This is a genomic window from Mycobacterium sp. NPDC050441 (assembly GCF_040655355.1).
GTDB lineage: Bacteria > Actinomycetota > Actinomycetes > Mycobacteriales > Mycobacteriaceae > Mycobacterium.
In genome coordinates, this window is the sequence record NZ_JBFAJS010000013.1 from 22,409 (window position 1) to 42,589 (window position 20,181).

Sequence of the window (20,181 nt, forward strand, 5' to 3'; positions counted from 1 at the left end):
GTATGGAGACCCGACTGGGCGACCGTGCTGGTTATGAGCACTGCATCTGTACTCATCGCCGCTGATCACACCGACAGCGCGGCGCCCGAAGCGCCCCGCTACACCCTCCTGCTGTCCGCCGACCCCGAACTCATCGAAGCCGCCCAGCGGCTCCGGCACGACGTGTTCACCTCCGAACCCGGATTCGCGCTGAGCGAAGACGTCGATGGACGCTCGTCTGGTCTGGATGCCGACCGGTTCGACGAGCACTGCGACCACCTGCTGGTACGCGAGGACCGCACCGGTGAGCTGGTGGGCTGCTACCGGATGCTGCCGCCGCCGGGCGCCATCGCCGCGGGCGGGCTGTACACCGCCACCGAGTTCGATGTACGCGGTCTCGACGCGCTGCGGCCGTCCCTGGTCGAGATGGGCCGTGCGGTGGTGCGGACCGATCACCGCAACGGAGCCGTCGTCCTGCTGATGTGGGCGGGCATCCTGGCCTACCTCGACCGCTCGGGGTACGACTACGTGACGGGCTGTGTCTCCGTGCCCGTCGCAGGCAACGCCGACGGCCCGCCGGGAACGCAGATCCGCGGGGTCCGTGACTTCGTGCGGCGCCGCCACGCGGCGCCAGAGGAACACACGGTGTACCCGTACCGGCCGGTGGTGCTGGACGGCAGAGGGCTCGATGACATCGACCCGCCGTCGCGGACCACGATGCCGCCGCTGATGCGCGGCTATCTGCGCCTCGGTGCGCAGGTGTGCGGGGAACCCGCCCACGACCCCGACTTCGGAGTGGGGGATTTCCCGGCCCTGCTGGACAAACGCCGCGCTGACGTCCGCTACCTCAAGCGCCTGCGCTCGGTCTCGGCAGCCGCCGACATGGCCGACGGGACGGCCGGGGACGCATCATGACCACCGCCTCGTGTGAGCATTCCTGGCTGCCCAAGGCATCGTGCGACGGCAGTTGCGTACATGCCGGCGGCGCCGACGCCGGCCGCCGGCTCGTGGTCTGGATCCGCACCACGGTTCGGGTGGTCATGGCCGTTGTCCTGGCGCCCGGGGTACCGCTGCTGGCGGTGCCGATGCCGGGCCGCTCCCACGTGCAGCGGTTCTACTGCCGGTTGATGCTGCGTTGCTTCGGAGTCCGAATCGCGTTGTCGGGCGGACCTATTCGCAACCTGAAAGGTGTACTCGTGGTCAGTGGCCACGTGTCATGGCTGGATATCTTCACGATCGGTGCGGTGTTGCCCGGTTCGTTCGTGGCCCGTGCCGACCTGGTCGAATGGCCCGCGGTGGGCCGGCTGGCCCGGGTGATGAAGGTGATCCCGATCGACCGGGGCAGCCTGCGCCGGCTGCCCGCGGTGGTGAACACCGTCGCCGAGCGGCTCCGCGCCGGGCACACCGTGGTGGCCTTCCCGGAGGGCACCACCTGGTGCGGGCTGGCCTACGGACCGTTTCGGCCGGCGATGTTCCAGGCCGCGATCGACGCGGCCCGTCCGGTGCAGCCGTTGCGGCTGAACTACCGGCACCGCGACGGCCGGCCGTCGACCATCCCGTCGTTCGTGGGAGAGGACACGCTGCTGCGGTCGATACGACGAGTCATCACCGCACGTCGCACCGTGTGCCACGTCCATGTCGGGTCGTTGCAGCTGCCCGGAGACGACCGACGGGCGCTGGCCGGGCGCTGCGAGGCGGTGGTGCGCGGCCACCAGGAGCTGCCTGGCGCTCCCGCGCACGTTCTGGTGGCCTGAGGCGGCTGGAGAGCGGGTCGTCTGCCAGCGGCTATCCTGGAGAGGTTATGAGCTCCTCCGCGGGCAGGCCGGTCTATCTCGATCACGCCGCCACCACCCCGATGCACCCAGCCGCCCTTGAAGCGATGACGGCTGCGCTGGCCAGCGTGGGCAATGCCTCCTCGCTGCACGGTTCGGGGCGCCTGGCCCGGCGCCGGATGGAGGAGGCCCGCGAGACCCTGGCGCGCCTGCTCGGCTGCCGCCCCTCGGAGGTGATCTTCACCGCCGGTGGTACCGAGAGCGACAACCTCGCCGTCAAGGGCATCTACTGGGCCCGCCGCGATGCCGAGCCGAAGCGGCGCCGGATCATCACCACCGCCGTCGAGCATCACGCGGTTCTCGACGCCGTGCAGTGGTTGGTCGACCACGAGGACGCCGAGGTGACCTGGCTCCCGGTCGACGCCGAGGGCGTCGTCGCACCCGAGTCCCTGCGTTCGGTGCTCGAGGGTGGCGACGGTCCCGCCGACGTGGCCCTGGTGAGCATCATGTGGGCCAACAACGAAGTCGGCTCGATCATGCCGATCGCCGAGCTGGCTTCCATTGCGGCAGAGTTCGGCATCCCGATGCACAGCGACGCCATCCAGGCTGTCGGCCAGGTCCCCGTCGATTTTGCCGCGACCGGGCTGTCGGCGATGAGCGTCGCGGCGCACAAGTTCGGCGGCCCGATGGGCGTCGGCGCGCTGGTACTCCGTCGTGACACCGCCTGCGTGCCCTTGCTGCACGGCGGCGGACAGGAGCGTGACGTCCGTTCCGGGACGCCCGATGTGGCCGGTGCCGTGGCGATGGCAGCCGCCGCCGAGGTGGCCATCGGTGGGTTGGCCGAGCACAGTTCCCGGGTGCAGGCGTTGCGGGACAGGCTGATCGACGGTGTGCTGTCCGCGATCGAGGACGCCTACCTGAACGGACCCAGGGGAGCCGGCCGGTTACCCGCCAACACACACTTCACTTTTCGTGGCTGCGAAGGTGATTCGCTTCTAATGCTGCTCGATGCCAAGGGTGTCGAATGCTCCACCGGCTCGGCGTGTACGGCCGGCGTGGCGCAGCCGTCGCATGTCCTGATCGCCATGGGTGCCGACCCGGCCACCGCCCGGGGATCGCTGCGATTCTCGTTGGGGCACACCAGTACCGACGCCGATGTCGATGCCGTACTCGACGTGCTGCCCGCCGCGGTCGAGCGGGCCCGGGAGGCCGCGCTGGCCAGCGCGGGGAGGACCTTCTCATGAGAGTCCTGGTCGCGATGAGCGGCGGCGTGGATTCCTCGGTGGCCGCTGCCCGGATGGTCGACGCCGGTCACGATGTCGTCGGAGTGCACATGGCGCTCTCGTCGGCGCCCGGCACGTTGCGCACCGGATCCCGGGGGTGCTGCTCCAAGGAAGACGCGGGCGATGCCCGCCGGGTGGCCGATATCCTCGATATCCCGTTCTATGTATGGGATTTCGCCGACCGGTTCAAGGACGACGTGATCGACGACTTCGTCGAGTCCTACGCCCGCGGCGAGACCCCGAACCCCTGTGTCCGGTGCAATGAGCGGATCAAGTTCTCCGCGCTGGCGGCCCGCGCCCTGGCGCTCGGTTTCGATGCGGTGGCCACCGGTCACTACGCGCGGCTGGCCGATGGCCGGTTGCGACGCGCCGTCGACGCCGACAAGGACCAGTCCTACGTGCTGGGTGTGCTGACGGCCGAGCAGCTGGCCCACGCGATCTTCCCGATCGGTGACACGCCCAAGCCGCAGATCCGGGCCGAGGCCGCCGAGCGTGGCCTGGCGGTCGCGAAAAAGCCTGACAGCCATGACATCTGCTTCATCCCGTCGGGGGACACCCAGGCGTTCCTGGGTGCCCGCATCGGCATCCGGCCCGGCGCGGTGCTCGACAACGATGGCACCGTGCTCGCCGAACACGAAGGCGTGCACGGCTTCACGATCGGGCAGCGCAAGGGTCTGGGTATCCCGGGACCGGGGGCCGACGGTCGACCGCGCTACGTCACCGCGATCGATGCCGAGACGGGCACGGTGCGGGTCGGGTCCGCCGAGGACCTTGAGGTGCGGGAGCTGTTCGGCGACAAGCCGGTATTCACCGGTGGCACCGCGCTGCAGGGGCCGGTGGAATGCCAGATTCAGGTGCGCGCGCACGGCGGCATCACCGACGCGGTGGCCGAACTGCGCGACGGCAGGCTGGTGGTGTCTCTGCGCGCACCGCTGCGCGGGGTCGCGCCCGGCCAGACCATGGTGCTGTACCGTCCCGACGCCGAGGGCGACGAGGTCATCGCCAGCGCGACCATCGCGCGCACGTGAGCGTTTTCGCGGCGGCCACCGGCATCGGATCCTGGCCGGGCACAGAACCGCGGGCCGCAGCGGAAGTCGTCGTCGGTGAACTGCACACCCTGTCGCACCTCGTGGAGCTGCCGGCCCGCGGGATCGGCGCCGACCTCATCGGGCGGGCCGGGGCGCTGTTGGTAGACATCGGGATCGACACCGTGCCGCGCGGGTACCGCATGGCCCAGGGTCGCAGCGCGGCGCTGCGCCGGGCGGTGAGCCTGCTCGGCGAGGACATCGACGCGCTGGAAGAAGCCTGGGAGCGCGCCGGGCTTCGGGGTAGTGGGCGTGCCGTCAAGGTGCAGGCGCCCGGCCCCATCACACTCGCGGCGCAGCTGGAACTGCCCAACGGGCATCGCGCCATCACCGATCACGGTGCGCTGCGGGACCTTTCGGCTTCACTCGCCGAAGGGCTGGCGATCCATCGCGCCGAGGTGGCCCGCCGGTTGGAGACTCCGGTGGTGGTGCAGCTCGACGAGCCGTCGCTGCCTGCCGCGCTGGCGGGGCGGCTGTCCGGGGTCACCAGTTTCACCCCGGTGCATCCGGTGGACGAGCCATTGGCGATGAACCTGATCGACGCGTGTGTGGCGGCGGCCGGCTCCGAGGTGGCGCTGCACAGCTGCGCGGCCGAACTGCCGTGGAAGACATTGTTGCGCAGCGCCGTTCACGCTGTTTCGGCCGACATCTCGACCTTGACGCCGGCGGACCTGGACGGAATTGGGGAGTTCGTCGACTCGGGGCGGACGGTGTTGCTCGGCGCGGTGCCCTCGACGGCGCCCGAGGGCAGGCCCTCGGCCGAGGAGGTCGCCAAAGCGACGGTGGCGCTGACGGACCGTCTCGGGTTCGCCCGGGCTGTCCTGCGTGACCGCATCGGCATCACGCCGGCGTGTGGGCTGGCCGGCGCCACCGCGCAGTGGGCGCGCACCGCGGTGGAGCTCACGCAGAAGGCCGCTGACGCCTTCGCCGAAGATCCCGAGGCCATCTAGTAAAAGCAACCAAAAGGTTGCTCTTTGTCGGGCCTGGCTCTAGGCTAAAGGGCAACTGAAAGGTTGCATATGAGTACCGACCGTATCGAAAAAGAAGTTCTGCTCAAGGCCCCGCTGGACCGGGTGTGGCGGGCGATCAGCAACGCCGACGAGTTCGGGCGCTGGTTCGGGGTGCGTTTCGATGGGCCGTTCGTTGCGGGGGCATCGGTGAACGGGGTGATGACCCCGACCGAGGTCGACGACAAGGTCGCCGCCATGCAGGAGCCCTACGCCGGTGAGGCAGACGCCTGGCACATCGTGGCGGTCGAGCCACCGCACCGGTTAGCCTTCCGCTGGCACCCCTATGCCGTCGAACCCGGCTCCCGCGAACCGGAGGCGCCTACCACCCTGGTGGAGTTCACCCTGGCCGAGGCTGATGGCGGGGTACTGCTGCGCATCGTGGAATCGGGATTCGACGAGATCCCCGCGGCGCGACGGAAGTCGGCATTCGAGGCGAACAGCGAGGGCTGGGCTCACCAGGCCGAGATGGTGCGCAAGTATCTCGCGATCGGCGAGTCGGTGTGACGGCCGCCGTCGGTTCGACCGAACCGCTGTCACCGTTTTTCGACGCGCTCGGCGATCCCAACCGCTTGCGCATCGTCACGCGGCTCTGTGAGGGCGGTCCGTGTTCGACAGTGCAACTGACGCAGGTGATTCCGGTGACGCGTCAGGCCGCGACCAAGCACTTGCTGCTACTGGAGGCGGTGGGTTTGGTGACCAGTGATCGCAAAGGGCGCGAGCGCATCTGGCGGATCCAGCCCGAACCGCTGGTGCAGGCCAGCGACTACCTGACGGCACTGTCGCAGCGCTGGGACACGGCGATCGACCGCTTGCGGGCCTACGTCGAGGACTGACGGGGCTACTTGCCTCGCAGCTCCCGCCGCAGGATCTTGCCGGCGGACGACTTGGGGATCGCGTCGATGAATTCGACCTGCCGCACCTTCTTATAGGGCGCCACCAGACCGGCCACGAACGCCATCACTTCATCGGCGCTCAACTCCGATGAAGGTTGTTTGACGACAAAGGCTTTCGGCACTTCCTCGCCGGACTCGCTGTCCTGCACCCCGATTACCGCGGCATCGGCGATACCGGGATGGCCCAGTAGCACGGCCTCGAGTTCGGCCGGTGGCACCTGGTAGCCCTTGTACTTGATGAGCTCCTTCAGCCGGTCGACGACGTAGACGCAGCCGTGGGAATCGACCTGGGCCAGATCTCCGGTGTGCAGGAACCCGTCGGCGTCGATGGTCTCGCGGGTGGCCGCTTCATTGCCGAGGTAGCCGGCCATCACGTTGGGCCCCTTGAACCACAGTTCGCCGGTTTCGCTCAAACCCTCTGCCGGGATCCCGATTTCATTGCCGGTATCGGGGTCCACCAGCTTGCTCACACCGTTGGGAACGGTCCAGCCGCACGAGTCCAGCGGCGCGGCTGTGCCGACCGACGCCAGGCCGAGATCGTCCGGGGTGATGTGGCTGACCGGGCTCAATTCGCTCATGCCGTAGCCCTGAGACACGGTGCAGTCCAACCGATCTGCCACGGCGCGGCCGAGGTCGGCATCGAGCGATGCCGCGCCGGACAACACGGCCCGCAGCGAGGACAGGTCGTAGGAATCGACGAGTGGGTGCTTGGCCAGGGCGACGGCCACCGGAGGGGCGATGTAGACGAACGTGCACCGGTGGTTGGCGATGTTGCCCAGGAATTCACCGAGATCGAACGACGGCATGATGACCAGGCGGGCGCGCGCGTGCAGAGCAGCGTTGAGCAGCACCGTCATGCCGTAGATGTGGAAGAACGGCAGCACGGCCAACAGCCGGTCATCGGCGGTCAAGCCCTGCAGCGGGCGGATCTGTGCCACGTTGGCCGTCAGGTTGGCGTGGGTCAGCATGACGCCCTTGGGGTTGGCCGTGGTGCCCGAGCTGTACGGGAGCGCGGCCAAGTGGGTGGCCGGATCAAAACTCACATCGGGTGCCGGGCCTGCAGAGCCGACGGCGTCGGAGTCGGGGCCGTCGAGCACGACCACCTGGTCCTCGGTAAGACCGGCGCCTGCTGCTCCCTCCAACGCCTGCGGCAGCAGCGCGCTCACGGTGACCAGCAGGCGGGCGTTCGAATCCTTCAGTTGCTTGGTGGTGTCACGCGGGGTGAACAGCGCGTTGACCGTGGTGGCGGTGGCGCCCGCGCGCAGGATGCCGTGAAAGGCGATCGCGAAACCTGAACTGTTGGGGGACAGCAGCGCCACCACGTCCCCGATACCGATCCCGCGTGCCGCCAGCCCGCCGGCGAACGCGTCGATCCGGCTCACCAGGTCGCCGTAGCTGGTCTCGGTACCAGAATTGGCGTCCACCAGGGCGATCCGGCCGGCGTCGGCCGGCGACAGGTCGGCGAAAAGGTAGTCGTAGACGCTGACGGTCGGCAGGTCGACGTCGGGGAATGGGCTGGCAAAACTCATGGCTTCTTCCGATCAGTTCTCGTCGAGTTGTTTGATGAGCCGGCGCGACGCGATCAGACGGAACGAGGCGTCGATGAGTTCGCGGACCTCGACCCAATCTATCTTCGCCGCAGTGAAGTCCAGACCGAGCCACCCGAAGGGGCCCATGTAGGCCGGGAAGAAGAAACGACTGTCCTGTTCGAGTGCCCGTCGATCGCTCTCGTCGACCTTGATCAGCAGCGAATGCGGATACGGCGCCATCTCGCCGCGGCCCTCGGGTTTGACGTTGCCGCCGTACATGGCGAACATCTTCGGCGCGCAGAACACCGGACGGCCCCACGAGATCTTCTCGAAGGCCTCGGGAAATCCCAGGGCAACGGTGCGGAGTTCGGCCAGGCCCAGGTCGTCGTCGCTGAACATGATCGGGTGCGGCATGCCCCAAGGTTAGTGGGGACGTCAGACGGCTCCGCTAGCCTGCCAGAGTGATCGAGAAGCCAACCCGAGATGCCGACGCCGTGCTGCCTCAGCAGCCCGATTCCGACGTCCGCCGGCAGTGGCAGGAACTGGCCGAAGAGGTCCGTGGTCATCAGTTCCGCTACTACGTCAAAGACGCCCCGATCATTTCCGATACCGATTTCGACGTGCTGTTGCGGCAGCTACAGGCGCTCGAGGAGGAGCATCCCGAGCTGCGGACCCCTGATTCCCCGACGCAGCTGGTCGGCGGCGCCGGGTTCGCCACCGAATTCGCCCCGGCCGAGCATCTGGAACGGATGCTGTCCCTGGACAACGTGTTCGATACCGACGAGCTCACCGCCTGGGCAGCCCGGATCAGCGGGGAGACGGGCGACGCCGCGCACTACCTGTGCGAGCTCAAGATCGACGGCGTCGCGCTGGCGCTCGTCTACCGCAACGGCCGGCTGGTTCGGGCCGCGACCCGCGGCGACGGACGCAGCGGTGAGGACGTGACGCTCAATGCTCGCACCATCGAGGACATCCCCGAGCAGTTGACCGCCTCCGACGAGTTCCCGGTGCCCGACGTGTTGGAAGTGCGTGGTGAGGTCTTCTTCCGGGTCGCCGATTTCGAGGATCTCAACGCCGGGTTGGTCGCCGAAGGTAAGCCGCCGTTCGCCAATCCACGCAACAGCGCGGCCGGCTCGCTGCGCCAGAAGAATCCCGCGGTCACCGCGCGCCGCCGGTTGCGGATGATCTGCCACGGGCTCGGTTATTCCGAGGGCTTCACACCGGCATCGCTGCACGACGCCTATCGGGCGCTCGGTGAATGGGGTCTGCCGGTATCCACGCACACCGCAAAGGTTTCCGGCGTTGCGGCGGTCGCCGAGCGCATCGTCTACTGGGGTGAGCACCGCCATGAGGTCGAGCACGAGATCGACGGCCTCGTGGTCAAAGTCGACGAGGTGGCGCTGCAGCGTCGGCTCGGGGCGACATCGCGCGCCCCGCGCTGGGCGGTGGCCTACAAGTACCCACCGGAAGAGGCCACCACGAAGCTGCTCGACATCCGGGTGAGTGTGGGGCGGACCGGTCGGGTCACGCCGTTCGCGTACATGGAGCCGGTCAAGGTGGCCGGCTCGACCGTCGGCCTGGCCACGCTGCACAACGCGACCGAAGTTCAGCGCAAGGGGGTGCTGATCGGCGACACCGTGGTGATCCGCAAAGCCGGCGACGTCATCCCCGAGGTGCTCGGTCCGGTGGTCGACCTGCGTGACGGATCCGAGCATGCATTCGTCATGCCGACCAACTGCCCCGAGTGCGGCACGGTGCTGGCCCCGGCCAAGGAGGGCGACGCGGACATCCGTTGCCCGAACACCCGCAGTTGCCCGGCGCAGTTGCGGGAGAGGGTGTTTCACGTCGCGGGCCGCGGCGCGTTCGACATCGAGGGGCTCGGCTACGAGGCGGCCACCGCGTTGCTGCAGGCGGGTGTGATCGCCGACGAAGGCGATCTGTTCACCTTGACCGCCGACGAGCTGTTGCGCACCGACCTGTTCACCACCAAGGCCGGCGAACTGTCCGCCAACGGCAAACGGCTGCTGGCCAATCTGGACAAGGCCAAGGCGCAGCCGCTGTGGCGGGTGCTGGTGGCGTTGTCCATCCGCCATGTCGGGCCCACCGCGGCACGCGCGCTGGCCACCGAGTTCGCCAGCCTGGACGCCATCGTCGCAGCGTCGGAGGAGCAGCTCGCAGCCGTGGAAGGGGTGGGCCCGACGATCGCCGCCGCGGTGGTCGACTGGTTCACCGTCGATTGGCACCGCGCCATCGTGGACAAGTGGCGCGTTGCCGGGGTCCGGATGGCCGACGAGCGCGACGCCAGCATCGAGCGCACGCTCGAAGGCCTGTCGATCGTGGTGACGGGGTCACTGCCCGGGTTCTCCCGGGATGAGGCCAAGGAAGCCATCATCAGCCGCGGCGGCAAGGCCGCCAGCTCGGTGTCGAAGAAGACGGCCTACGTCGTCGCCGGGGATGCGCCCGGATCGAAGTACGACAAGGCGGTGGAACTCGGGGTCCCGATCCTCGACGAGGACGGCTTCCGGACCCTGCTGGCCGAAGGGCCGCAGGCGGCGCCGGACGAGGCGGCAACCGGCGAGAGCTAGCTGTACCCGGCAGGGACGTTGTTGACGGTTTCGGTGTGAAAAGGGAGGACCTCCGGGCTTAGTGGAGATGTCTGACGTCTCTACTCACACGGAGGTCCTCTTGCACCACGCTAATGCCCGATTGACCGTTCATGGCCGTCAACTGTTGGTCGATCGAATCCTGATCTGCGGTCGCAAGCCCGCCCATGTCGCCGCGGAACTCGGCGTCTCGCGGCAATGCGCGTATCGGTGGCTGAATCGCTATCTCGTCGAGGGTCCGGCGGGCCTGCTCAACCGGTCCTCGCGCCCGCACCAATGCCCGGGCCGCACCGCAGCACCCGTGGAGAGCGCCGTGGTCGAACTACGTCGCACGTCCCGTCGTGGACAGGACTGGATCGGTGCCGAGCTGGGGGTGCCGGCCCGCACCGTCAGCGCGATCCTGCGCCGACACCAGGTCGCGTACTTGCGCGACTGCGATCCGCTGACCGGTGAGGTCATCCGCGCCTCCAAGGCAACCGCCCTACGGTATGAACGGGCGCGTCCCGGCGAGTTGATTCACATGGACGTCAAGAAGATTGGCCGCATTCCCGACGGCGGCGGATGGAAGGCGCACGGCAAGCAGATGGGCCACACCTCCGCTCACAAGAAGGCTCGAATCGGGTTCGACTTCGTCCATTCCGCCATCGACGATCACTCTCGGCTGGCCTACTCGGAGATCCTGCCCGACGAGAAGGGCGCGACCTGCGGGGCCTTCCTGGCCCGCGCCGCAGCGTACTTCGCCGACCAGGGCATCACCGTCGAACGCGTCATCACCGACAACCACTTCAGCTACAAACGGTCCAATGACGTCGCCGCCGTCATCGCCGCGCTCGGAGCCAAGCACGTCTTCATCAAGCCACACTGCCCATGGCAGAACGGGAAGGTGGAGCGCTTCAATCGCACTCTGCAGACCGAATGGGCCTACCGGCAGGTGTTCATCACCAACGACGAACGCAGCGCCGCCCTTGCCCCCTGGCTCAACTACTACAACAATCGACGCCGCCACTCAGCAATCGGAGGCAAAGCCCCGATCAGCCGACTGTCACCAACCTGACTGCCGAGTACAGCTAGCCGCCGGGCGCCGGCGTCTCAGCGCAGGATCGTGGCGACGATCCCGGCGAGGTAACCCAGCCGGGCCACCTCCGAGGGCCGGAATCCCGGACCGCCGGGGCGGCCCAGCACGACCGCGGTGTCGTGGTCGCCCAACGGCGCGGCGGCCAGTGTGGTGTCCATGTCGCGCCACACCTGCGGCACCCAGTCCTCGGTGCCGTCGAGCGCGGCGGCCTGCTGCAACGGCAACCACGGCGCCGACTGGGCCTGCGTCTCGGGAGCGCCGTGACTCCCGGCGATGCGCTCCACCCCGGTTGCGGTGGATCGGACCACGACACACCAGCTGACGCGCAGAACCCGGGGCGCTTCCTCGGCGAGCACCCGCAGCCGGTCAGCCTTGGAACGTGCGGCCGCGACATGGTCGATCAACTCGAGCTCGCGGTGCGCCTCGAGCAGTCCGATGTGGGGGCGGATGCTGTCGACGTAGACGCCGGACAGGTTCTCGGCGGCGGTGATCAAGGTGTCCGGCATGGAGCCCGGCGGCAGGTCGACGACCAGATCGTCGATCGCGTAGCCGGTTCCGCGCTCGACGACGTCGAGCGACAGGATGTCGGCGCCGACCGACCCGAGCGCCACGGCGAGAGAGCCGAGGCTGCCTGGTCGGTCCTCCAGCTGGACCCGCAGCAGATACGAAGGCACGCGCATCACCTTTGCACAGCGGGCCCGCCGGGGCATGCCGGTGGGCGGGCTGAGCCCTCGCCGGACGGTGAGTTCGAGTGGCCGATCGGGATTGACATTGGCGTCATGGCCCTGGTCCATGTGTGGCTACGATCCTTGCAGGGGTATTCCCAGTGAACTTTCAACCGTGATCCGGGGGGGCTTGTCGCGCGATGACGCAGTGGGGAAGCGGTTGGCCCGCCGACAACGGCTCATTCGGAGGCACATTCGAGCCTTTCGGTACGCCGCCGGAAGCGTCGCCATCGCCGCGGCCGCCTGGGTCCCGATGGCCGTTGACTGCGTTGTTCGCCGGACTCTGTGCCCTGGCCGTGGCGTTCTTTCCCGCGGGTATCGGATTCCTCGCAATTCCCCTCGGGATCTTCGGCATCGTCGCGGGCGTCCTGGGAGTGCAGGCCGCTGGGCGCGAGGGGCGCGGCGCGGGCAGCGCAATCACCGGGATTGTGGTGTCGGTGCTGGCGATGGCAGTGGCAGCGGTGATGTTCTTCGGTTTCTACCGGTCACCCACACCGTCACCCGCAGCGTCAACGTCGCCGTCGGCCCCGAAGACAACGACATCAAAGAAGTTGGGCCCGGCGACGGCGATCCCCAAGTACAACCGCGATATCCAATCGGTCCTCACCGACGAGGTTGCGGTCAGTTTCGGTCCGTACAGCGACGATGGCGGCGACCCCAATGCACAGCATCCGGTGGCTGAGATGACGATCGTCAGCAAACGGGACATCGCCCGCTTTTGCATCTTCACCGTGCGCGCGCTCGACAGCGCGGGAGCTGAGGTCTATCCCGGACTCGGGGTGCAGGTGACACTCAGCCCCGGTACCACGGCGCGCGAGAACGTGTTCGGATTCTCGGCTCCGTCCAGTATTCCGCGCAGCAAGGCAGATCGCCTGAAGGGCGGGACATTTGAAGTGGCGAAGGCCAGTTGCTCGTGATGACGGACATGCCAAGGGGTGCGCGATGACGGGTTTCGGGCAACAGCCGTCCGGCGGCGGCGGGTTCGGTTCGCCGTTCGGTGATCCGTTCGGGGCGGGTGGTCAGGGCCTTGGACATCAGGGCGGACATCCCGATGCGGGGTTGGCGGCACCGCCGCCGGTGGGTCAGCAGTTGCCGCCGCGAGCCAACTCGGGCGGTGCGCTGTGGCCCATTCTGTCCGCGGTGGTCGGAATGGTCGGTGTTGCACTCGTATTGGTTCCGTTTTACAGCGGTGCACCGTTCTGGCTCGGTCTGATCGGGGCGGCCATCGGCTTGGCAGGTCTTGCCGCCGGGATCATCGGGATGCGCCAGGCTCATCGCGATCGGGAAGAGGTTCCCGCACTGGCGATTTCCGGCCTGGTGGCGGCCGGTGTTGCCATTGTCCTTGCGGTCAGTTCGGTCCTGGTTCAGGTCAATTCGCACGCTGGGAGCTCACCCGCCCCGTCGACGGCGGCGGCCGGCGGCGACGCGACCAGCAAGATCTTGCGAGACGAACTCGAAGTGACATTCGGGGCCTTCGAGTACACGCTCGACGGCAGCGGTGACCGGGTCAGGACCACCCGAATGCCGGTCACGTTCCACAACAAGCTGAACGACGCCCGCAACTTCTCGGTCGACATCGCGGCATTCGCCGACGAGCACACCCAGATCGGTGGCAAATTTTTTGGTAAGGGCGGTAGTCCGGGGACGTTGGAAGCCAACGCCACCACCACGGTGGACTATTTCACCTTCGAGACCGATCCCGCAGTCGCCGAGAAGCTCAAGTCGGCAGAGTTCAAGGTTGTCACCGCCCGGGGTTGGAAGGTCTGACGTGACGGGACCGTTCGGCGGGCAGCCGCCGGAATTCGGAAGCGGTTTCGGCGCCTATCCACCCCTCACGCACGGACAAACAGAGTCAGCGCCGCGGCAGACCCACGGTGCCGGGTCGCCGCTGGCGGTCATTTCCGTGTTCTTCGGTGTAGGTGCACTTCTGCTGGCGTTTGTGCCCTATTACGTCGGTTTGATTGCGGCGGTGGCCGGTATCGCCGGACTGACGGTCGGCATCGTCGCTCTGGTGCGCCGGGGAACCGACGGGCCGAGCCTTGCTGCGATCGGCACTGTCACCTCAGCACTTGCCCTCATCATGGGCATCGTCATGACCATCGTCTACTCAGGTTCGGGTGATGCGGTCGAGACGCCCGCAGTGCAGACGGCGGCCCCGAGTGCGGGCAGGCCGAACACGCAGAAAGTGCTCGCCGACGAGCTCGAGGTGACGATAGGGGACTTCGTGATGTCGACCGAGAAAACGGGTGAGTTGTCGGTCAGCGTGAGGAATCGACTGAAGGAAGCGCGGACGTTCTATGTGCTGATCGGGGCCTTCGAAGGAAACGCCCAGTTGGCGAGCTCTTCGATCGAGGAGACGCTGAATGCTGGGCAGACGAAGAAAGCCACGGCTTTTGACGGTTCCGGGCAACCTGTGGACTACATCCGGATCAAGAATGCGACCTTCCGAGTGATCGAGGCGGGGTCGCGTGAACCGAACTAGCCGCGACGAAACGCGCATCGACAGTTGGGAAGCAATCCGATGACCGGACCAGGCCGATGGGGAAATTCGCCCGGATATCCACCCGCAGGTGGCGTTGGGGGGCAACAGTTCCCACCGCATCCCGGAACCTCGGGACCCGGTCTCGATCCTTCCTGGGGTTACGGAGCGCCCCCGCCGATGTACGGCGCGACGCCGCAGCCCGCACCGATGGGATACGGAGCTCCGCCGGCAGGCTACGGCCCACCACCTGGCATTCCTGGCGGTGACACTGGTTGGCGGCGGATTTGGCCACTGGTTTCGGTTGTCGTCGCGGTGTGTGGGATAGCGCTTGCCTTCGCACCGCCACCGGCCGGTTGGGTTGGCGTCGTGGCCGGCATTTTCGGGATTGTCGCCGCTGTCATCGGCTGGCTGCGGCGTGAACGGGTACGCGACGAATCAGCACTTCCGGTCGCGCTGGGCGGCGGTCTGTCTGTGCTGGCGATTGTGGCGGCGATCGTCATGAGTTTCGTGTACGGCGGACCCGAGGGCGCCTCGGCTACCAGCAACGGACTTGACGTCGAGATCGGCACCTATGAGTTCGATTTCACGCCCGCCGCTGACGGCTACGCGGATCGAGTCACGAACAATCGTTTGAAGGTGAAGGTGACGAGCAAATCTGCAGTCGCCGGACAGTTCACGTTGTCGATCGGCGCCTATGAGGGCGAGTCCGACAATCAGATCCAGGCCGACCGGACTGTCATGGATATGGTTCCGGGTGCCTCGCAGGACATCGAGATGTTCACCGGGCCGGTGAGCCAGGAACGAGCTGAGAAGCTCAAGGGCGCCAACTTCCGGGTCATCGGTGTCCACGCCCCGGGTATCTGAGAGGTAGACGATGTACACCCCGACTCCGATTCCCGCTGCACCGGCAGGCCCGAATCCCGGTGGCAGCACACCGCATCTGTGGTCGGCTGCCGCGATCGTCGCCGGATTGATCGGCATGGCGCTGGCCCTGTTCTCACTGGTTCCGGCAGCCACCGTGGTGGCCGGTATCGGCGTTGCCGCAGGCATCGTGGCTCTGCTCCGCACTGCCGCGGCGCACCCGCTGCCCGCTGTCGCGGGCACGGTGATATCTGCACTCGCGGTTGCCGTCAGCGTTGTCATGCTCGTGGTGCCGGCGCTCGTGCCCCCGGCGACAGCCCCGGATCCGGCGGGTTCCTCAGCGGCCCGCGATGAAGGGTTTTTCAACGAGGATGTCGAGGACGTCCTCGCGAATGAACTGCAGGTGGATTTCGGCGAGGTCGCTGTCACCCCGTCGGGAACAGCCGAGTTGCCCATCACGCTGACCAACAAAACTGACACGGTACGAAGCTTCTTCGTCACGCTCGGTGCATTCGACAGCAGTGGCGTCCAGATCGCCACCGACTCGGGTGCCGGAGCACTCCTGGGGCCGCACGCCATCCAGAAGAAGACTGCGTTCAGGGCGGTGTCCGACAAATCGACTGTCGAAAAGCTGAAGTCGGCGACATTCAAGGTCGTGGCGGTCAAGCGCACGCTGTAGCACCACACCACGTCGGGTGCTGCCGCTGTGTGGCACCTCCGGTGCTTTGACTAGGCTGCTTTGTCGTGTCGAAGATCTCCCGAGACGAGGTTGCCCATCTGGCGCGTCTGGCGCGTCTGGCGCTGACCGACGAAGAACTGGACAGTTACGCCGGCCAGCTGGATGCCATCCTCGGCCACGTCAGCCAGATCCAGTCCGTCGACGTCACCGGCGTGGAACCGACGGACAACCCGCTCAAGGACGTCAACGTCAGCCGGCCTGACGTCGTCGTGCCGTGCCTGACGCAGGAGGAAGCGCTGGCCGCCGCGCCGCGTGCCGAAGACGGGCGCTTCGCCGTGCCGCGGATTCTCGGAGAGGGTGAATGACGAGCATGAGTGAGCTGACCCGTCGCGATGCGGCGACCCTGGGTGCCCAGATCGCGGCCAAGGAGGTCTCCTCGACCGAGGTGACCCAGGCCCACCTGGACCAGATCGCCGAGACCGACGACCGCTTCAACGCCTTCCTGCATGTGGCGGCGGATTCGGCGCTGGCCGAGGCGGCCCGGATCGACGCGGCCGTGGCCGCCGGTGAAACGTTGCCCTCGCCTCTGGCCGGGGTGCCGCTGGCGCTCAAGGACGTCTTCACCGCCACCGATATGCCGACCACCGCGGGATCCAAGATCCTGGAAGGTTGGCGTTCGCCGTATGACGCGACCGTCACCGCCAAGCTGCGCGCCGCAGGCATCCCGATCCTCGGCAAGACGAACATGGACGAGTTCGCCATGGGGTCGTCGACGGAGAACTCGGCCTACGGACCGACGCGTAACCCGTGGAACACCGAGCGGGTGCCCGGCGGGTCGGGCGGCGGTAGCGCCGCGGCGCTCGCTGCTTTCCAGGCGCCGCTGGCCATCGGCACCGACACCGGCGGGTCGATCCGTCAGCCGGCCGCGCTGACCGCGACCGTCGGCGTGAAGCCGACCTACGGCACGGTCTCGCGCTACGGCCTGATCGCGTGCGCGTCGTCGCTGGACCAGGGCGGCCCTTGTGCCCGCACGGTGCTCGACACCGCGCTGCTGCACCAGGTGATCGCCGGTTATGACCCGCGCGACTCAACCTCCGTCGATGCCCCGGTGCCCGATGTGGTCGGTGCCGCCCGGGCCGGCGCGGCGGGCGATCTCAAGGGCGTGCGCGTCGGTGTGGTCAAGCAGCTGCGCGGTGAGGGATACCAGCCGGGCGTGCTGGAGTCGTTCAATGCCGCAGTCGCCCAACTGACCGCGCTCGGTGCCGAGGTCACCGAGGTCGACTGCCCGCACTTCGACCATGCGATGGATGCCTACTACCTGATCCTGCCGTCGGAGGTGTCGAGCAACCTGGCGCGGTTCGACGCAATGCGGTTCGGGCTGCGCGTCGGCGACGACGGCACGCACAGTGCCGAGGAGGTCATGGCGTTGACCCGGGCCGCCGGATTCGGGCCGGAGGTCAAGCGCCGGATCATGATCGGCACCTACGCGTTGTCGGCGGGCTACTACGACGCCTACTACAACCAGGCGCAGAAGGTGCGGACGCTGATCGCCCGCGACCTGGAGCAGGCCTACCAGAGCGTGGACGTGCTGGTGTCCCCGGCGACGCCGACGACGGCGTTCCGGCTGGGGGAGAAGGTCGATGATCCGCTGGCCATGTACCTGTTCGATCTGTGCACACTGCCGTTGAACCTCGCCGGGCATTGCGGCATGTCGGTGCCGTCGGGACTGTCACCCGACGACGGACTGCCGGTCGGTCTGCAGATCATGGCGCCGGCCCTGGCCGATGACCGGCTCTACCGCGTCGGAGCTGCCTATGAGGCGGCCCGCGGTCCGCTGCCCAGCGCGTTGTAGGCGGTCACGGCCTATCCCCGGCACGGTTGTGTCGGGCGGGGCAAGATGGTGCGCATGCGCATCGGAGTTCTCACCGGCGGCGGTGATTGTCCTGGCCTGAACGCGGTGATCCGGGCGGTGGTGCGTACCTGCGACCAGCGCTACGGCTCGTCGGTGGTCGGTTTTCTCGACGGCTGGCGTGGCCTGTTGGAGGATCGTCGTATCCAATTGGCCAACGACGATCGGAATGATCGGCTGTTGGCCAAGGGCGGCACCATGTTGGGCACCGCGCGGGTCAACCCCGACAAGCTGCGGGCGGGCCTGGACCAGATCAAGCAGACCCTCGAAGACAACGGGATCGACGTGTTGATCCCCATCGGCGGTGAAGGCACGTTGACTGCCGCGCACTGGTTGTCAGAGGAGAACGTGCCGGTGGTCGGGGTGCCGAAGACCATTGACAACGACATCGACTGCACGGACGTGACTTTCGGCCACGACACGGCCCTTCAGGTGGCCACCGAGGCCATCGACCGGCTGCACAGCACCGCCGAATCGCACCAGCGCGTCATGCTGGTCGAGGTGATGGGCCGGCATGCGGGCTGGATCGCGCTGAACGCCGGGCTGGCCTCAGGTGCGCACATGACCTTGATCCCCGAGCAGCCCTTCGATGTCGAGGAAGTGTGCCGGCTGGTCAAGAAACGGTTCCAGCACGGATCGTCACACTTCATCTGTGTGGTGGCCGAGGGGGCGAAGCCGGCCGAGGGCACCATGCAGCTGCGCCAGGGCGGCATGGACGAGTTCGGGCACGAGAAATTCACCGGTGTGGCACAACAATTGGCGTTCGAGGTGGAGAAGCGGATCAAGAAGGACGTCCGGGTGACCGTGCTGGGGCACGTGCAGCGCGGCGGTACCCCGACGGCCTACGACCGGGTGCTGGCCACCCGGTTCGGCGTGAATGCGGCCGATGCCGCGCATGCCGGCGAGTTCGGGATGATGGTGTCGTTGCAGGGGCAGGACATCGGCCGGGCATCGCTGGCCGACGCGACCCGCCACCTCAAACTGGTACCGCAGTCCCGTTATGACGACGCCGCGGAGTTCTTCGGCTAGGCCGAGTCATGCACTCTTGAGCGCTTCGCGGCGTAGCAGCTGCCACATGGACGGGGTGTCGACTATCGTCGAAATCGTCACGGTAGCACCGGTTTCGGGTGATTCGGCCAGCGTCAGCAGGTAGTCGGCGAGATCGGTGCGCGAGGTGAACGCGCCCACCGGGTCGCACTGGCCGGCGATGTATTCGGTGACCTCGGGCAGGTCGAACAGGCCGGACGGCCGCACGATCGTCCAGTCCAATCCGCTGCCGGTCACGATGTCCTCCATCCGGCGCATGTCGGCGTAGAGGGTCTTGCCGAAGATGCGACTGATCACGGGCTGGACCACGCGCAGGGCGAACGGCGTATCGGTCCGGCCGGGGTAGTCGGCGATCGCGGTGGAACTCACGACGGCCAACCTCTCGACCCCGGTCCGGTGCATCGCCGCGACGATGTTGCCCACGCCGACCGAATACGTATCGACGGCATCCATGGTGAACGTGACGCCCAGGGCGGACAGCACCGCGTCGGCGCCGTCGACTGCGGCGGTGACCGCGTCCGCGTCGCGCACGTCGGCCTCGGCCACCGTGAGCCCTGCGCCGGTGACGGGGAACGCCTCGGGGTGGCGGGTGACCGCCACGACACTGTGGCCGGCGTCGAGGGCTCGACGGGTGAGCAGACGTCCGGTTGCCCCGTTGGCGCCGAAGATGGCGAGTCGCATGTTGCCTCCCAATTAGTCACTAATAGTGACAATCACGCTATATGACAATCACCAACAGTGCTAGTGTTCGCATCGTGGCTGAGGAACCGACCGGCGTGTCCGCTCTCGACGAGCGCATACCGTTCCTGCTGTCCCAACTCGGCGCGTATGTGGCCGATGGCTTCAAGGCGAGGCTGGAACCGCTGGGCCTGCATCCCCGGGCCACCGCGGTTCTGCTGGCGCTGGCCGGTGCCGACGGGCAGTCGCAGCGCGAACTGTGCGAGCGTCTCGGCCTGCACCGCAATGTCATGGTCACGCTGATCGACACCCTGGAAGCCGAGGGGCTCGTCGAACGCCGGCCGCATCCCGAGGACCGCCGGGCATTCGCTGTATCTCTGACCGGGCGGGCGCGCGAGTTGGTCCCGGCCCTCGACTCCGCAGGCCGTGCACTCGAGGACGAGGTGACCGCGTCGCTGTCCGACGATGAACGGGCCGCGCTGCGGCACATGCTGCGCCGACTGTCGGCCGCGGCCGGCCTGATCCCTGGCGTCCACCCCGGACTGACCTGATCCGAGGCCCAACTAGGATC

Annotated in this window: 22 protein-coding genes; 18 read left to right on the forward strand and 4 right to left on the reverse strand. The window is 67.5% G+C overall.

The window, feature by feature from the left end:
* Positions 1-33 precede the first annotated feature (33 nt).
* From AB0I14_RS29290 to AB0I14_RS29320, 7 genes are all read left to right on the forward strand, one after another.
* A complete protein-coding gene (locus AB0I14_RS29290; protein ID WP_358029533.1) occupies positions 34-894 on the forward strand; it encodes a GNAT family N-acyltransferase in 861 nt (286 codons plus the stop codon).
* Positions 891-1,733, forward strand: coding sequence for a lysophospholipid acyltransferase family protein (locus AB0I14_RS29295; protein ID WP_358029535.1), 843 nt, complete (start codon positions 891-893; stop codon positions 1,731-1,733). Before AB0I14_RS29290 ends, AB0I14_RS29295 begins: the two co-directional genes overlap by 4 nt.
* A gap of 47 nt (positions 1,734-1,780) precedes the next feature.
* Complete coding sequence (locus AB0I14_RS29300; protein WP_358029536.1) at positions 1,781-2,995, forward strand: cysteine desulfurase family protein; 1,215 nt, start codon at positions 1,781-1,783, stop codon at positions 2,993-2,995.
* Positions 2,992-4,062: a tRNA 2-thiouridine(34) synthase MnmA gene (gene mnmA, locus AB0I14_RS29305; RefSeq protein ID WP_358029538.1), complete on the forward strand. Its 1,071-nt coding sequence runs from the start codon at positions 2,992-2,994 to the stop codon at positions 4,060-4,062. The genes AB0I14_RS29300 and mnmA overlap by 4 nt, the downstream gene beginning before the upstream one ends.
* Positions 4,059-5,069, forward strand: coding sequence for a methionine synthase (locus AB0I14_RS29310; RefSeq protein ID WP_358029541.1), 1,011 nt, complete (start codon positions 4,059-4,061; stop codon positions 5,067-5,069). Before mnmA ends, AB0I14_RS29310 begins: the two co-directional genes overlap by 4 nt.
* Positions 5,070-5,138: 69 nt before the next feature.
* Entirely contained in the window at positions 5,139-5,633 is a 495-nt protein-coding gene (locus AB0I14_RS29315; protein WP_358029543.1) for an SRPBCC family protein, read from the forward strand.
* A complete protein-coding gene (locus AB0I14_RS29320; RefSeq protein ID WP_358029545.1) occupies positions 5,630-5,962 on the forward strand; it encodes a metalloregulator ArsR/SmtB family transcription factor in 333 nt (110 codons plus the stop codon). Before AB0I14_RS29315 ends, AB0I14_RS29320 begins: the two co-directional genes overlap by 4 nt.
* 5 nt (positions 5,963-5,967) lie before the next feature.
* Here AB0I14_RS29320 and AB0I14_RS29325 read toward each other — a convergent pair whose 3' ends face one another.
* Positions 5,968-7,551, reverse strand: a complete 1,584-nt coding sequence (locus AB0I14_RS29325; protein ID WP_358029548.1) for a 4-coumarate--CoA ligase family protein — start codon at positions 7,549-7,551, stop codon at positions 5,968-5,970.
* Between the two features lie 12 nt (positions 7,552-7,563).
* Entirely contained in the window at positions 7,564-7,965 is a 402-nt protein-coding gene (locus tag AB0I14_RS29330; RefSeq protein ID WP_358029551.1) for an MmcQ/YjbR family DNA-binding protein, read from the reverse strand.
* Positions 7,966-8,045: 80 nt separating this feature from the next.
* On the opposite strand from AB0I14_RS29330, the gene ligA reads away from it, so the two are divergent.
* Together ligA and AB0I14_RS29340 are read left to right on the forward strand one after the other, a co-directional pair.
* A complete protein-coding gene (gene ligA, locus AB0I14_RS29335) occupies positions 8,046-10,136 on the forward strand; it encodes an NAD-dependent DNA ligase LigA (RefSeq protein ID WP_358029898.1) in 2,091 nt (696 codons plus the stop codon).
* A 100-nt stretch (positions 10,137-10,236) separates the two neighbouring features.
* Positions 10,237-11,208 (forward strand): IS481 family transposase, encoded by a 972-nt coding sequence (locus AB0I14_RS29340; RefSeq protein ID WP_358029554.1) that lies wholly within the window; start codon positions 10,237-10,239, stop codon positions 11,206-11,208.
* Positions 11,209-11,243: 35 nt separating this feature from the next.
* Here the strand turns inward: AB0I14_RS29340 and AB0I14_RS29345 are convergent, their stop codons facing one another.
* Entirely contained in the window at positions 11,244-11,903 is a 660-nt protein-coding gene (locus AB0I14_RS29345; protein ID WP_358029901.1) for an amino acid-binding protein, read from the reverse strand.
* A gap of 311 nt (positions 11,904-12,214) precedes the next feature.
* Here AB0I14_RS29345 and AB0I14_RS29350 point away from each other — a divergent pair, with 311 nt between their 5' ends.
* The 8 genes from AB0I14_RS29350 to AB0I14_RS29385 all read left to right on the forward strand — a co-directional run bounded on the left by AB0I14_RS29350 (position 12,215) and on the right by AB0I14_RS29385 (position 18,914).
* Positions 12,215-12,871, forward strand: coding sequence for a hypothetical protein (locus AB0I14_RS29350; protein ID WP_358029557.1), 657 nt, complete (start codon positions 12,215-12,217; stop codon positions 12,869-12,871).
* A 25-nt stretch (positions 12,872-12,896) separates the two neighbouring features.
* Positions 12,897-13,721 (forward strand): hypothetical protein, encoded by an 825-nt coding sequence (locus AB0I14_RS29355; protein WP_358029559.1) that lies wholly within the window; start codon positions 12,897-12,899, stop codon positions 13,719-13,721.
* A gap of 1 nt (position 13,722) precedes the next feature.
* Positions 13,723-14,436, forward strand: a complete 714-nt coding sequence (locus tag AB0I14_RS29360; RefSeq protein WP_358029562.1) for a hypothetical protein — start codon at positions 13,723-13,725, stop codon at positions 14,434-14,436.
* Positions 14,437-14,802: 366 nt separating this feature from the next.
* A complete protein-coding gene (locus AB0I14_RS29365) occupies positions 14,803-15,300 on the forward strand; it encodes a hypothetical protein (RefSeq protein ID WP_358029565.1) in 498 nt (165 codons plus the stop codon).
* Between the two features lie 10 nt (positions 15,301-15,310).
* Entirely contained in the window at positions 15,311-15,976 is a 666-nt protein-coding gene (locus tag AB0I14_RS29370) for a hypothetical protein (protein ID WP_358029567.1), read from the forward strand.
* Between the two features lie 65 nt (positions 15,977-16,041).
* Positions 16,042-16,341: an Asp-tRNA(Asn)/Glu-tRNA(Gln) amidotransferase subunit GatC gene (gatC, locus tag AB0I14_RS29375; protein WP_358029570.1), complete on the forward strand. Its 300-nt coding sequence runs from the start codon at positions 16,042-16,044 to the stop codon at positions 16,339-16,341.
* A 5-nt stretch (positions 16,342-16,346) separates the two neighbouring features.
* Positions 16,347-17,828 (forward strand): Asp-tRNA(Asn)/Glu-tRNA(Gln) amidotransferase subunit GatA, encoded by a 1,482-nt coding sequence (gatA, locus tag AB0I14_RS29380; RefSeq protein WP_358029572.1) that lies wholly within the window; start codon positions 16,347-16,349, stop codon positions 17,826-17,828.
* Positions 17,829-17,882: 54 nt separating this feature from the next.
* Positions 17,883-18,914 (forward strand): ATP-dependent 6-phosphofructokinase, encoded by a 1,032-nt coding sequence (locus AB0I14_RS29385; protein ID WP_358029575.1) that lies wholly within the window; start codon positions 17,883-17,885, stop codon positions 18,912-18,914.
* A gap of 6 nt (positions 18,915-18,920) precedes the next feature.
* Here the strand turns inward: AB0I14_RS29385 and AB0I14_RS29390 are convergent, their stop codons facing one another.
* Positions 18,921-19,613, reverse strand: coding sequence for an NAD(P)H-binding protein (locus tag AB0I14_RS29390; protein ID WP_358029578.1), 693 nt, complete (start codon positions 19,611-19,613; stop codon positions 18,921-18,923).
* A 74-nt stretch (positions 19,614-19,687) separates the two neighbouring features.
* Here AB0I14_RS29390 and AB0I14_RS29395 point away from each other — a divergent pair, with 74 nt between their 5' ends.
* Complete coding sequence (locus AB0I14_RS29395; RefSeq protein ID WP_358029582.1) at positions 19,688-20,161, forward strand: MarR family transcriptional regulator; 474 nt, start codon at positions 19,688-19,690, stop codon at positions 20,159-20,161.
* Positions 20,162-20,181: the final 20 nt, after the last annotated feature.